The sequence below is a fragment of the Cytobacillus sp. Hm23 genome (assembly GCF_051842895.1).
Lineage (GTDB): Bacteria > Bacillota > Bacilli > Bacillales > SM2101 > Nanhaiella.
Genome location: NZ_JBPXRQ010000018.1, coordinates 44,064 through 58,254, shown reverse-complemented (window position 1 = coordinate 58,254; position 14,191 = coordinate 44,064). Strand labels below are relative to the sequence as shown.

General features: G+C 34.5%; 11 protein-coding genes and 1 pseudogene. 4 read left to right on the top strand and 8 right to left on the bottom strand.

The genetic code is table 11. From position 1 onward, the window contains the following. Positions 1-174 precede the first annotated feature (174 nt). On the bottom strand, positions 175-993 hold the full coding sequence (gene recX, locus ACSVDA_RS13415; protein ID WP_485883893.1) for a recombination regulator RecX: 819 nt from the start codon (positions 991-993) through the stop codon (positions 175-177). 100 nt (positions 994-1,093) lie between these two features. Here recX and ACSVDA_RS13410 point away from each other — a divergent pair, with 100 nt between their 5' ends. The 3 genes from ACSVDA_RS13410 to ACSVDA_RS13400 all read left to right on the top strand — a co-directional run bounded on the left by ACSVDA_RS13410 (position 1,094) and on the right by ACSVDA_RS13400 (position 2,697). Beyond that, positions 1,094-2,002: a TIGR01777 family oxidoreductase gene (locus ACSVDA_RS13410; protein WP_485883892.1), complete on the top strand. Its 909-nt coding sequence runs from the start codon at positions 1,094-1,096 to the stop codon at positions 2,000-2,002. 103 nt (positions 2,003-2,105) lie between these two features. Then, entirely contained in the window at positions 2,106-2,237 is a 132-nt protein-coding gene (locus ACSVDA_RS13405) for a YfhE family protein (protein WP_214480500.1), read from the top strand. Positions 2,238-2,505: 268 nt separating this feature from the next. Beyond that, entirely contained in the window at positions 2,506-2,697 is a 192-nt protein-coding gene (locus ACSVDA_RS13400) for a YfhD family protein (protein ID WP_485883890.1), read from the top strand. Between the two features lie 133 nt (positions 2,698-2,830). Here the strand turns inward: ACSVDA_RS13400 and ACSVDA_RS13395 are convergent, their stop codons facing one another. After that, on the bottom strand, positions 2,831-3,328 hold the full coding sequence (locus ACSVDA_RS13395; protein ID WP_410625695.1) for a DoxX family protein: 498 nt from the start codon (positions 3,326-3,328) through the stop codon (positions 2,831-2,833). Between the two features lie 396 nt (positions 3,329-3,724). Between ACSVDA_RS13395 and ACSVDA_RS13390 the strand changes: the two genes are divergently transcribed. Then, positions 3,725-4,546 (top strand): Cof-type HAD-IIB family hydrolase, encoded by an 822-nt coding sequence (locus ACSVDA_RS13390; RefSeq protein WP_485883901.1) that lies wholly within the window; start codon positions 3,725-3,727, stop codon positions 4,544-4,546. A gap of 115 nt (positions 4,547-4,661) precedes the next feature. Here ACSVDA_RS13390 and ACSVDA_RS13385 read toward each other — a convergent pair. The 6 genes and pseudogenes from ACSVDA_RS13385 to ACSVDA_RS13360 all read right to left on the bottom strand — a co-directional run bounded on the left by ACSVDA_RS13385 (position 4,662) and on the right by ACSVDA_RS13360 (position 14,183). Further along, positions 4,662-5,065: pseudogene (locus ACSVDA_RS13385) on the bottom strand (GNAT family N-acetyltransferase). Between the two features lie 346 nt (positions 5,066-5,411). Further along, complete coding sequence (locus ACSVDA_RS13380; protein WP_485883899.1) at positions 5,412-6,248, bottom strand: GNAT family N-acetyltransferase; 837 nt, start codon at positions 6,246-6,248, stop codon at positions 5,412-5,414. A gap of 488 nt (positions 6,249-6,736) precedes the next feature. Next, positions 6,737-7,672, bottom strand: coding sequence for an aldo/keto reductase (locus tag ACSVDA_RS13375; RefSeq protein WP_485883888.1), 936 nt, complete (start codon positions 7,670-7,672; stop codon positions 6,737-6,739). A 141-nt stretch (positions 7,673-7,813) separates the two neighbouring features. Then, the gene (locus tag ACSVDA_RS13370) at positions 7,814-9,145 is read right to left on the bottom strand and encodes a glycoside hydrolase family 30 protein (RefSeq protein WP_485883886.1); all 1,332 of its coding nucleotides are present in this window, start codon (positions 9,143-9,145) and stop codon (positions 7,814-7,816) included. A gap of 18 nt (positions 9,146-9,163) precedes the next feature. Further along, complete coding sequence (locus tag ACSVDA_RS13365) at positions 9,164-12,475, bottom strand: cellobiose phosphorylase (RefSeq protein WP_485883885.1); 3,312 nt, start codon at positions 12,473-12,475, stop codon at positions 9,164-9,166. A gap of 181 nt (positions 12,476-12,656) precedes the next feature. Further along, positions 12,657-14,183 carry a response regulator gene (locus tag ACSVDA_RS13360; protein ID WP_485883883.1) on the bottom strand — a complete coding sequence of 509 codons (1,527 nt, stop codon included), beginning with the start codon at positions 14,181-14,183 and terminating at the stop codon, positions 12,657-12,659. Positions 14,184-14,191 lie beyond the last annotated feature (8 nt).

The window sequence follows — 14,191 nt, the reverse complement described above, 5'->3', positions numbered from 1 at the left end:
GTTGGAAGCTAGTCGACTGAAGACGTTTTTTTCTTCTGTTGAATAGCTGAAACGACTCGAGAGGCTAGGAGGCGGAGCTGGATAATATAAAAGCGGCAGGCGCATCGTTCATCCCCGACATCCACTAAAGCTCTTTCACTTGATGAGGCTTTTTGTCTTCTAGTCTTTTACCAATTACTCAAAGGGCTTATTCTTTTGAATAAATTCCTCAATTAACTCAATAGAAAATCCTTTACGGTACAGTGCTTGCTTCAACTTTTGCTCATATTCCCACCCGGTATATTTCTTCAGACGGTTGTTTATCTTGCTAGCTTGATGCTGTAACGCCTCCAACTCATTATTTTCTTCTTGACCAGTAATTTCTGAAATTTCTTCTATTACAATTTGTATAATGTCCCAATAGAACCCTTTTCGAACTAAAGTTTGTTCAATTTTTTGTTTTATGTTTAGAGTTGAAAGCTTAGCACTTTGTTTAGCTATTTTCTCAGCATGTTTCATTGCGTGTTGAATTTGCAACTCAGTAGTATACGTATTCATTGCTTTTCCTGCATATCTTGCTGAAATTCCTTTTTCTTTCAATTCTCTTTTTATTCTGTCAGGACCTTTTATAGACGCTTTAATTTGTGTTTGTACGTAAGACAACGCAAATTTCTCATCATCTACATAATTAGCTTCTTGTAACTTATGTACTACCTCTTGAATGATTTGCTCTTGAACTTCATTTTTTTTCAAATAATCATCAATTTCTTTAATCGACCTTATTCGATATGACAAATACCGTAATGCAACGTTATGAGCTTTTTTCACATCATCTGCAAACTGAATTTCTCCAACATCTAGCTCATCCACTTCTTTGCCTTTTGTAAGATTATATTTTATAAGAACATCTTGATCGACGCTAAATGCATATTCTTCACCTTTTCCTCGATCAAGATAAACATTATATCGCTCCGAGTTCTTCTTTTGCGTAACTATTTTTGTAATAAAAGCCAAACTTATCACCCCTCATTTAATTTTAGCAAAAAATTAGTGTTAAAAGGAGTATACGATTTATAATGAAGGAAATGGTATTTAATGGTTAGGAGTGAGCAGAGTGAAAATAGCTATTGCTGGTGGTACAGGATTTGTTGGTAAAGCAATTACGCAATATTTTGTTGATCAAGGACATGAATGCTTCATTTTAACTAGAAAGGAAAATCTAATCCATAATAATCCGCTTATACACTATGTGACATGGCTTAATGATGATTGTAACCCTGAGAGTCAGTTGAACGGAATGACTGCTTTTATAAACTTAGCAGGTGAGTCTCTTAATAGTGGTCGATGGACTGAAAATCGTAAAAAAAGAATTGTTAATAGTCGGCTCAATGCCACGAATGAAATAATTAGAATCATTACAAATCTAGAAATAAAACCTGATATCTTAGTAAATGCAAGTGGAATCGGTATCTACGGTACATCTGAAGATCTTACTTTTACAGAACAGGATGAAAACATCGGAACTGATTTCCTAGCAAAGACAGTTTCAGCATGGGAAAACTCGGCTAATGATTTACAGTCATATAATGTCCGAACAGTATTTGCTCGGTTCGGAATTATCCTCGGAAAAAGTGAAGGTGCATTACCTAAGATGACGACTCCATACAAGCTGTTTATCGGAGGGACAGTCGGTTCAGGAAAGCAATGGCTTTCTTGGGTTCATATTGATGATGTATGTCGAGCTATCGCTTACGTTATTAGTAATAAAAGCGTAAGCGGGCCAGTTAATATTACTGCCCCTAACCCCGAAACGATGAAAGGGTTTGGCATTAAAATAGGAGAAGCTTTGAGAAAGCCTCATTGGCTCCCTATGCCAGCTATCGCCCTTAAGCTACTTCTTGGCGAAATGAGTATGCTTATTGTTGAAGGACAGAAAGTTTTGCCAGATGTCCTTACAGCAGAAGGTTTTACATTTCGTTATCAGCATTTAGAGGATGCGTTGTCAGCACTACTAGTGAAATAGCTACTTACCATCACCTACAAGAAAAAGGATTCAATGATTTATGCATTGATTATCATATGTATGGTGAAACTAAAAATACATACCTTAAAAAGGGGGTTGAATGATGGTAGACAGAAAAAAAAGACGCGATAAGACAAAGAGCACATTAAGTAATGCCCAAGAAGTCTCATATGCTAGAGATTTCAAAATGGCTGATCAAGCTGGTGGATTCACAAGTAAACAAGCCCATCATTGACAAAGACTATGGAAAACAGCCCTGACAAAAAACTGTTATTTTATCATGCATATTTTACCTAAACCTGTTCACCCTATTAATGTTTGTTAAAGAATCTTATTTGTAGTGTTATTTAAGAGACTGTTATCGTTAATAAAGAGAAGTCGCTATGAATACTACATGTATACGGATTTAATTGTTAACAACAAAAAGGTCAACACAACGAAACAGCTTTACAGTTAAATTTGAAAGTTTAGTTCTTAAAATAATTAAAAGGAGTGATCGTATTATGGGTAGAAGTCGTGGACAAAATTCTCGAGATAAGAACAAGGCAGGTCTTCCACAAGTCCCTAAAAATTTGAAGTTTGATGGGATTAACGAGGAATTTTCACGAGAGTTGGCTGATCAAGAGGATTTAGAAGCTCAAGCCCGTGCCGATGCAGCAGGCATAAGACAAAGTAAAGCTAGACAAAAAGGTTAAGTGCTAAACGCTCTAACTCACAAATGGGTTAGTTTACTTTGATAAATCATACAAAAGGTCTGATCTTAACGGTACACTTTGTGTACTAATTAAAGGTTCAGACCTTGTAAACTTAAAGCAATTTTTTACACGACTATTTAGGTAATTGCTTAAAATTAATGCTCTCTTTTCCTTGTCGGTTTCTAACATAATTAATTACAAACCGATCGACACCCCAATAATAGCTTGCTGTCCCTACGCCTAATAATATAAATGCTACAGTATATAGAATCGGATTTGTACTAGTTGTTCCAGCTAATAAAAAATTTAGGTTCATAAATGCTCCTGCAATGAGTGCTGGAATAGTTGCAGCACCTAAGATTAGTCCTATGCCAACTAATAGTTCCCCCCAAGCTACTAAAAAGTTAAATAACCCTACATTAGGAACCGCCACATTTTCTAAAAATGTTGCATACCACCCTTGTACAGCTGGATGATCTCCTGAAGCTTTACCGATAGCACCTTGCAGATAACCAGACGCATCAAATTCACCTGTAACTTTCTCCCAACCTGCTTGTATCCATTGTACCCCTAACCAAATTCTAAGTAATGTCCATAAAACAGCCATTTTAGGACCCTTTATCCAAGACATCATTATTCAACTCCTTTGGTTTGTGAATGTTTTCACATGTAATCTTACTAAACCACTCAATATACGACTAAACCAATACCCTTGAAAAAGAGAAAGTTTATTATTTTATCTTCCTCATTTCTAATATATACCATTAGCATTATATCTACAATATAATGTAACATCATTTCACAGTTTCTTCATAACATCACTCAACTTGTTATATATTTTTCATTATGTACAACTGTACAAGTATAAGATCCTAGGAAACATAAGTGTATACGCTAATACATTATATTGCTTTTAATACATTTTCATTACTATAAAAATGTACTATTTTTTTCATTTCTAATAATTGTTTAATTGTAGTAGTATAATAGAGTTCAAGCAAACAAGAAAGGAACTACCAAGATGACTATTCAATATAAAATGATTGTACTTGATTTAGACGATACCTTGCTCAGAGATGATCAAACTATATCCCCCCGCACCAAAAATGCATTAATGATGGCACAAGAAATTGGCGTAAAAGTCGTTCTTGCTTCTGGACGGCCAACATTTGGAATGCTTCCAATTGCATCAGAGCTTCAGCTAGAAAAATTCAGAAGTTATATTCTGTCATATAATGGAGCAAAAATCATTGATTGCCATACAAAAGAAGAATTATATAGCAATGTACTTTCACCAGAAACGGCTCACCGTTTGTACGATTTAAGTGCCCGGGAAGAAGTTGCAATCTTAACGTATGTGGGAAATTCAATTGTGACAGAAACACCAAATAAATTTTCCGCCATCGAAAGTCAGTTAACAGGATTACCAGTGCAACAAGTAAGCAGTTTCAAAGAGGCAGTCAGTGATTCTGTCGTGAAAACATTAATGTTAGCAGAGCCTGAAAGGTTAATACAAGTAGAGAACAAGCTACAAGCTGAGCTAGCTGGGGAATTATGTGTCCTGCGATCAAAACCTTTTTTCTTAGAATTTACATCTTTAGGTGTTACAAAAGGAGCCAGTTTAGATTTCCTCATTAAGCAGCTCGGAATAAAGCAAGAAGAAGTGATCTCCTTTGGCGATAGCTATAATGACCTTACGATGATTGACTTTGCTGGTCTTGGCGTAGCCATGGGTAATGCTCCTGAAGACATCAAAGCAAAAGCAGACCTTGTTACCGATACAAATATGAATGATGGTGTAGCACAGGTTGTAGAGGAATATGTTATCAATAAAGTTTCACTCGTATAGAATACGAACTATCAGAGTGTATACACCCTATTCTTCGCCATATCACTGGAAGGTTCATTTCTTTAGATGATATGGCGAAGTGACATAGGTTGCAAGTTAATGAGCAGTGTAGTGTTCACACCCACTCTCTTTTTAATAGTGAATATGAGTAATGATCATAGTACTTCCCACGATATAAGTGTTTTTCACGATGGATTCCTTCATTTTGGAACCCTAAAGATTTTAGTAAATATTTAGATTGATCATTCTCTATCGCCACAAATGCATTAATTCTAATTAGATTCATATTGTTAAAGGCACTATCAATCGTAGTAGTCAAGGCTTCCTTCATATATCCTTGCCCCACAAATCAAGCCATAAATCATAGCCAATTTCCGCAATATGATTATAACGGTCCCAGCAATGGAATCCACATGTACCTAATTGTTGATTATCTTCTTTTCTAACGATACACCCTCTATTTCGACCTTTTGCCTCAGCATGACTATAATCTCTTATAAACTCTTTTGCATCATCCATACTCGTATACAATTCTTCATCATATAGATATTTACATACTTCTTCGTTACTAGAGGCTACTTACGCATTAGTTGTTCCTTTTCGTAAAAAGAACTAAACACGAATATGAATAACGTTTGGGGCATCTTTTCTTCTATAAAACGGTGACAATTTCAGAAAACCTTTTTGTTGTTGTAGTTTTGTATTAATAATAACTTTCCTTACGAAAAGAGCCTAACTAAATAGCTTATATACAAACGCTACATCTTTTTCATTTACTTGTCTTAAAAACAGTCTTTCCGTCTCTAGGTTGGAGAAATTTTTGTAATTACACATTCTATCATACCTACTCTTTCCTTCTTTCATTTCAATTTTTAACTAATAAAAATTCGTAACCGATATAATCGCACTCTAATGTAAAGCCAACACTTTCTGCTACAGCAATTGAAGGTTTATTCATTTCCATGCAATCCCAATAAGGCACGATATTATTTTTAAGACAGTGATTAGCAAATTGATGTGCTACTTTTTGCGCAAGCTTTTTTCCTTGATACGCAGTTAGTGTTTCAATAGCTATGCCATGAACGTTATGACCTACAAATCCTGATATACATAAACTGACAATTTTATTTTGATAAACAATACAATAACCAATTCCCTTATTAAAAAAATCAGTTAGTGTTTCCCAAAACTCCAAGATTTTAGCTTGTAAAAATTCAATGTTTTTAATAGGGACTTCTCTGTTATCTAACATAGATTTTGTCACTTTGATTGTCATATAATCTTGATCGACAGTTGGTTCATTCTCTAGTTTGAAGTGATCCTTTCGCAGCTTATATACTCTTTGATTCCAACTCACCAATTTTCTTCTTTTAAATACATTTTCTAGCCTCTTATTCCAATCAGAGTGTATCGCCATTGCCTCAAAGTAATCCAACCCTAATCCAACAGCTTCTGGTAAAATCTTAGTATCTATAAATTTATTAAGGTTCAAATTAAATTCTTCATTATGAGGGTTTCCAAAAAAGATAAATCCATCATTGTTCCCTAACCAAATAACCCCAGATGAAGGAGATATGGTATTATCTACAAATATGCGCCCTGGATTATTTCCTTCAATAATAGCTGAAGCCTCTACCTGTCCTTGTTCACTAACTAACGATTTACATTTAATAAAATCAACCTTATCTAATTCAGTAATTATAGCGTCTCCTCCTGTCTTACAATTATATCTGCATCAATAAAATGATATATATAAGAAATTAGTATAATTGTTTTTTACCTCGCTATAATTGTTGCTTTTCGTAATACGAGTTAAACTCGAATATAACTACCATTCTTTGCATCTTTTCTTTCTCAGTAACAAAATTTACGAGAAGCGTCTTTATATAAAATATTTTCTAAGTATTATCTCTCTAGTTAAAAAGCAAAACATGAAGGAAACTAGTGAAGACTCTGCCCTAACTAATTAAAATGACCCCACCTGTATAGGTTAGGGTCATTAGATAAATAAGGCTCTTTTCATAAACTTTGTTGTATTTGAGACTAATATAAAACAGCAATAAATAATTTCATGCAATTGATCTCATTTGAAAAGATACTACGAATGCTTTGTGTATTCGTATTTATTTCTTAGTACGAAAAGAAATAATCAAGTCGAAAACAGCTAGCTGAAAAAACCTAACCATAAAATTACCAAGGTAACGGCTCATTTTTAAGTTCTTTCTCCCAAAGGTGTCGGATTTGTTTTACATCCTCTTCCGACAATACCATCTCAGTTGCTAATACGTTTTCTGTCAATTGCTCAATATTTTTACACCCTGGGATTACGGTTGATACTTCAGACCTAGCTAGAATAAAACGTAAGGCAGCCTGTGCCATAGTTGCTCCATCAGCTGTTAAAAATGATAGCTGAGTCAATAAGTTTGCTCTTGTTTCAATTTGTTCTTTCGACCAACGGCTGCGTACACCTTCAAATGTACTATGTGCATTATATTTGCCAGAAAGCCAACCAGAATCTAGTGGGACTTTAATAATAAGGCCAACACCTTTGTCTTTCGCTAGTTGAAATGCTTTTGCAGGCTCCTGATGGAAGATGTTATACATGACTTCAATCACTTGGCTGTTTGTTGTTTCTAGTAATTCAAATAATTCACGGCTGGAATCAACCGATGCACCATAAGCACGTATTTTTCCTTCTTCTTTTAAACATTCTAGCAATTCATAATGTGGACTATTTCCATTTAGAAATTCAAATGGCGGATTATGCAATAAGATCGAATCGACATAATCAGTATTTAAACGTTTTAAGCTAGCTTCAAGAGATTGTCTTAATAAACTCACATCAAAATCTTGAACATTATTAGGATGGTGACCAAATTTAGTATTAATAATTACTTGATCTCGCTTGCCCTCCAACGCTTTGCCGAGTAACTCTTCGCTTTTCCCTAACCCATAGTTAGGAGCTGTATCAAAAAAATTACAACCTTGACTAATTGCTTCATGAATTAGTTGAACCGCATACTTTTCACTCATTTCCCCCCAATCTTGTTTGTTGCCTAATTGCCATGCACCGAAGCCTACCTCTGATACTTGTATTCCTGTCTTCCCTAGCTCTCTATAGTTCATATTAAATCACCTTTCATTCTATTAGGCTCTTTTTCGTAGGTTTGTCGAATATAACAAGAAAAACGGGTGAAAGTACTATTATTTCACGTATAGTTACTTTCTCCCGATTTATTATTAACTCTATATGATAGCCCCAGTTGTTTATATAAGTACTGTTGTAATTGAATGCTCTGGTAATACTAGCTCTGAATGTTTACCATCTAATAAAATACTAATTCTTTCATCTTTGTCAGTAGCGTTCATCATTACTACTGCAATTGAACCGTCTTCATTTTGAAATGCAACTGTTTGTAGTGAATCATTATTTAATTCATGTCCAATTCTTGTTGCATTTGACTTAACGTATTTACTGAAATGACCAATATAATAATATGAGCTATTATAATGAACTTCACCTGTTTTTGTATTAACGATAATAGGTGCATCACAATAATTACCTACATGATTTGGCCCACCTTGTTCATTTAGCACGATATTCCAGTCAAGCCAGCCTTCAAGCCAATTATTAAAATCACCAATCATATTGCGAGCATAACGTTCCCCTGTATGCCATGCACCAAGCTGTACGCCACCTTCGATACATCCTTCTGTAAAAATAAGATGCTTATCAGGAAAATCATCATGAATTTTTGATAAGTTTGCAAATTCCTCTGAAACATACCAATGGATGCCTGTTCCCCAAATATAATTTGCAGCACCAGAATCTGAAAGAATTGTTTTTGCACGTTCATATGCAATATCCCTGTTATGATCCCAAATGATAATCTTTTTGTGCCCTAGACCTTCTTCTTCCATTGTAGGACCTAGATAATTTTTAACAAAATCTCTTTCTTCCTCAGCAGTATAACGACATGAATCCCAAACCTGAGTAGCTTCTGGTTCATTTTGGACAGTAATACCCCAAATGTTAATACCTTCTTCTTCCATTGCTTTAATATATTTTGTGTAATAAAGAGCCCATGTTTTGTAGTATTCTTCTTTTAATTTGCCCCCATGATTCATGTCATTATTTGTTTTCATCCACGCTGGTGGACTCCAAGGTGAAGATAGTATTGTCAACTCTTCACCTCTTGAATTAATAGCATCCTTAATTAATGGAAGAACATATTTATGTTCACGATCAATTGAAAATGTTGTCAATTCTTTATCATTTTCTTCTACATACGTATAGTTCTCAAGTGCAAAATCACAGCTATGGATATGTGTTCTTCCAAGTGAGTACCCTAAACCCTTCTCAGGATGAAAATAGCTTTCAATGATGCTCCTACGTTCTTCTTCTGGAATTTGGGACAATGTATAAGCAGCAGCCTCTGTAAAGGCTCCTCCGAATCCAATGATTTTTTGATATTTTGTACTTTTGTCAATCGTTAGGACATTATTAGACTTCGGTTGACCAGCTAAAAGCTCTATTGTTCCTTTATCTTCAAAACGCTCGTTACTGTTCTTTGCTGTTTGTATGACTTTCATTTGCATAGTATTTACACCTCAAATTTAGTTTAAATGTACGTCTATTTTGTTAATATTTCCTTCACGGATTAGCAGTGCATATTGCTCTTCCACCTTCTCACCTTGTACTTCGACAGATGAGCTATCACTGTGTAACACATACTTTGTTATTTTTGCACCGTTCTCACCAAATGTATCCTTGCGATTCGGGTTATGATAAGTAACTTTTGTCTTCCCTAAGAAAGTAAATTCAACTTGATTATAATTATCAAATAGCCATTCTGGAAGTATAGGCTGTAGCGTTAACATCAATTGCCCTTCCTCGACAGTAAATAATGTTTTACCTGTCATCATCATTTGCCACATCGTTAAATATTCAGCTGTTGTTCCACTTAATCTCGCTACAAATCCTTGTCCGTGTACAGTTGGATCTGGATTACAACTACTAGCAATAAATGATGAATGCTCTAGGACACTTCTTCCATACACCTCAGGATTCATAAATGGTGGCAAGGCAGTTCTTAAATCCTCGAAAAACTCAACATATAGACCTGCTTTTAATGCACTCAGTATATACTTGAACTCCATATGCATAAAGATAGATTCACGTTCTAGCCAACCAGGGGTAAATGCTCTAGAACGACCAATTTCGAATGTTTCATCTTCAAGTGAGCTTGATGTTTTGTACATTTTCAAGTCTCGGTCAAACATGTCAGAAGCCTTCACTTTTGTATAAGTATCTGATGCTTCTTGTTTTGTCATACTCTTTAATGCTCTTGCAGGACCTTCTAAGAAATGTGGTAATGTGTGAACCGTAAATGACGTTACTTCTACTAGCTGTTGACCTTTGTCATTAAGAAGTAATGATCCATCAGCTGCCGTTCTCACAACATATTGTTCTGCCTCAAAGTAGAAATATGTTGGTACGAGACCATTTCCAAGCTCTTTCGCTTTAGTGATCCCCTTCTGTATTTTAGTTAAATAAATCGTGACCATTTCCTCTATAGAAGCTAAAGAAACAGCTGCTTCTTCCCCACTAAAGCCTGAGCGAATAGCTTCTCGATACTGTTCGCGTGCAAATGTAACAGCATTCCAATAATGATAATCATCTACATTATTTGTTATAGACTCATTTATTGCCTTGTTCACACTTTCAAATAATTTATGCACTTCAACTGGAAGTGAAATCGAGCTCTGTTCAGATGTTGCAGCAGCAACCTTCACAAATTGGAGCAGTCGTTTCAATTCAAATGTCTCACTCATACCTGATCCAAAAAGCCCTGGCAAGCCGTTCATTGAATCATTCCAACCTGGCTTGTTAGCCTCCATCTCAACTCCCATGCCGTATGGATCTAATGTAGCAAATTTCACGAGGCTCAAATTAAATAATTTCACAAACAAGTTTGTTGTATATTCTTCTCCACTTTTCGTTGTTAACCAATTTCCACTTGAGGCTTGTTCTTCTTCAAGTATCGCTCCATACTGTCGAACTTTATCGTTCGCAAGTACGTACTTTTCAGACCTTGGCTTGACGAACACAGGGCTATAAAAATATTTATATGATTGGTCTTTAAACAGTAAGGAAGCTTTATTTTCTGGGAATATTTTTAAATAGTTTTCTATTAAATCAAGGTTGTACGTCCAGTGATCCATCCAATAACCTTCACCAAATTCAGCTTCAATATTTTGTTTACTTTTAGAAAGTATGACCGTTAAAAATCCATCTAGAGAAGTTGATAGAGACAGTTGTTTATCTACAATTGTTTGTAATACATCGCCTGGTGTGAACGTCTTATTTAGCTTTTGCTTCATAAATTGACTATCTTCTAGAGAAGTAAACAACTCGCTTAGCCACTCCATATCAGTGTTATCAACTAACTCAAAGCTTGCACCTTTTACTACTAATGGGTTGTAACCGTCAGCTTGGACAAGGCTCATAAATAGCTTAATATTGTAATCCCCAACCTCTGGATGGAAGAATACATCATTTCTTCTATTTTGATTCACATCACGAAAATTCCCGTTTCCTTGAGAGAAAAATTCTGGTGCAAGGGAGAAAAAGTTATAATCTCGTTCTAAATCTCCATGCTTACGAGAGTACACGTAGTAAACAAATGGATTTTGATCAGTTCCAAGTGTAATCGGGTATCCTCCACGTAAAATATTATCTAAATAGCTTTGCTTGCTGTATGCATCAAATAACGGATAAGCAGTTTTAGTCGTAACATCTTCTGTAATATCATTCACGATCGTTTTTGCTTCTTCATATTTTAAATTAATAAATTGGGAAGTAACGATCTCATCTTTTTTGTTATTAACAATTTCTATGTCGTTCACATGACCAATGATTGTATTTAAGACAACGTTTTCATTTGGTTGCAACGAAGCCTCAAAAGCAGAGAATCCACACGGCACTTTGTTGCTTGTAATTGGAGTCTTATCCACTAATTGCGAAACAGTATACTGTTCAAACATATTAGGATATGACATTGAACTATTGTGACCGAAGATTAAATTTCCATCTACAATAGGGGATAACAGCTCACCATCATTTACAAAGCTTAAATAAAAATGACCCTTTGTAATTTCTTCAACTTCTGCAGTATCATTAGTTGATGAACGTACACGATAATATGGGATGTTATTCTCAAGATTAAATACATCCATCCAGCTTTTTAGCGTATTACCAACTGCTTTATAAGCTGCATCATCTATTCCAAATGGAATAATTGCTGGAAGGCCATCAAGAACTTCCATTTGCACCGCTTTGTCAGAAATGTTCTCAATCTCAACTTTACGGATTAATGCACCAAAGTTTTCATTTGGAAGAGTGAAATATGTGACTACCGTTTTAATTCCACTTACTTCGTTAATCTCTTCAATCTTTAATTCGTTTTCTTTTATTTTCATGCTCCTACCTTTACCATTCGAACCCCCATAGGAAGAGAACGGCTCAATGATAGATTCACCAGCTTCACTTTTAACCTTAATAAATGTACGAAAACCATTCATTGATACGCGTTGGTATGCTTGATTTGCCGGAAAAAATTCTGTAATCGCATGGTTTTTATCTTGAACACCAAAAGACACCATTGCTTGTCCACGATTTACATAAAATGCCCACATCGGAACACCGTACAGACCTGCTACCCCAGGTAAGAAACTTGAAAAGTTTTTTGCGTTATCGTAATCTTGAATGACAAAATAGCCTTCATTATCAAATTTGTATTTTTCCATAATTAACACCTCAATTAATGTTATTGAAATTACTTGTCCCCATAGTACAAAATATCGTAGACCTCCATTTTGTACATACCTACTAGTCGTAGGAAAAATTCCTTTTCCTTCAACCATCATTTTTATTTCTCATCATTATTTTACCTTTGCTATAAGCACATCTTTAGATATATAATTTTGTATTCGGTTACAAAATTTTAGGGAAAGCTATAAACCTATAATAATTAAGAGAAATAACGAACTATTTTGTTCAGTTAATCACTGTTTACATAATGATTTTAAGGAATATTTAAAAGTCAATTTATTTTATTTTTTCACGATATTCCTTTGGTGATATGCCTTCAATTTCACGGAAAACTCGTGTAAATTGTTTTGGATTCTTATAACCTACTTGTTTACTAATTTCATAAACCTTTTCTCCAGTATCTACCAAGAGCAATTTTGCCCGGCGAATGCGTACCTTTTTTAAATAATCAACAAAATTAAGCCCTGTGTATTCTTTAAAGACATGACTGAAGTATGAATAATTTAAAGAGATATAATTCGATACTACAGCCAAATTTAAATCCTTATGAAAATTATCTTCAATATACTGAAGTGCCTTATCCATATACTTTTGTTCAGAATAAACAGATTTAACTTGTTTAATATATTCATGTAAACGCATCGTCAAATCTTCAATCGCATGAAAATACTGATGGAAATCGTTAAAATTGTATATATCTGCAACTTTGTGAACGAGCTGAAAATTCTCAATAGATTCTTCCCCAAGCTTTGCAAAAGATTTCTCGAAAACAAGTGTATTCAACTTTTTACCTATCGTTTCCATGTAACTAATATCATATTTTGATATTTTTTCGTAATCAAGAACAGCAAAAAGAAGTGTTTTAATTTCTTTTTCTCTCTCTGTCCCTAACATATTCGATATTTTATTAATTGCTTCTATAGGTGGCGCAATATTTTCTTTCCTATTTTTTATTTCTTTATACAAAATCACTTGCCTTTGAGGAAATAAAAACTGATATTTCACAGCATAGCAAGCTTCAAGATAGGACTTCTTCAAGTGCTTAATCTCTGCTCTCTTCTCACTTACACCAATAGAAAATGAAGGATATTTTTCTTTCTTAAATTGATCTTTTATAAAAGTAAATATACTCTCATTTCCTGTTATAACTACCGTATGACCGTCCTTATCTAAAAAACAAAAAATATCATCAGCATCATTTTTACGATATGTTGTGATTTGGTTTCTTATATGTTGAAGAAAGTCTTCTCCTTTTATTATGCGATCTTGTTCAATCACACCTACGTAAAAACCATTCGGAAAAACATTAATGTTCATTTTTGTACAAATGTGCTGAACTTGTTCCTCTTGTATATTTGGATTTAATAAAATGTAATTTAATTGACTCGTCCGAAAATCATCTAAATGTTGATGTAAAGCTAAGCGATTTGTAGCCAGTTCATCAATTGTATGTTGCAATGCTTCGAACAATTCTTGACGATTTACTGGTTTTAATAAATAGTCTCTAACTTTACATTTAATCGCTGCTTTCGTATATTCAAAATCATCATAGCCACTTAAAATAAATAGGATCGGCTTATCTTCACTCGTATGAAGCTCTTTTATAAGTGCTACACCATCCATCCGAGGCATTTTTATATCTGTAATCAATATGTCAATGCTATTTTCACGAGTCAATTCTAATGCTTCTACTCCGTCAGCAGCAACCATTGTATCGATGAAGTTAGAGAATTTCCTCTTGATCATCGCTTGAATACCTAATCTAATATTCTTTTCGTCATCTACTATTAATAACTTATACATTGTAGTTA

What these genes read in the sequence shown, in the direction of transcription:
- ACSVDA_RS13370 (WP_485883886.1), bottom strand. Translation starts at nt 9,145, where the DNA reads ATGCAAATGAAAGTCATACAAACAGCAAAGAACAGTAACGAGCGTTTT.
- ACSVDA_RS13400 (WP_485883890.1), top strand. Translation starts at nt 2,506, where the DNA reads ATGGGTAGAAGTCGTGGACAAAATTCTCGAGATAAGAACAAGGCAGGT.
- ACSVDA_RS13375 (WP_485883888.1), bottom strand. Translation starts at nt 7,672, where the DNA reads ATGAACTATAGAGAGCTAGGGAAGACAGGAATACAAGTATCAGAGGTA.
- ACSVDA_RS13395 (WP_410625695.1), bottom strand. Translation starts at nt 3,328, where the DNA reads ATGTCTTGGATAAAGGGTCCTAAAATGGCTGTTTTATGGACATTACTT.
- ACSVDA_RS13360 (WP_485883883.1), bottom strand. Translation starts at nt 14,183, where the DNA reads ATGTATAAGTTATTAATAGTAGATGACGAAAAGAATATTAGATTAGGT.
- ACSVDA_RS13405 (WP_214480500.1), top strand. Translation starts at nt 2,106, where the DNA reads ATGGTAGACAGAAAAAAAAGACGCGATAAGACAAAGAGCACATTAAGT.
- ACSVDA_RS13365 (WP_485883885.1), bottom strand. Translation starts at nt 12,475, where the DNA reads ATGATGGTTGAAGGAAAAGGAATTTTTCCTACGACTAGTAGGTATGTA.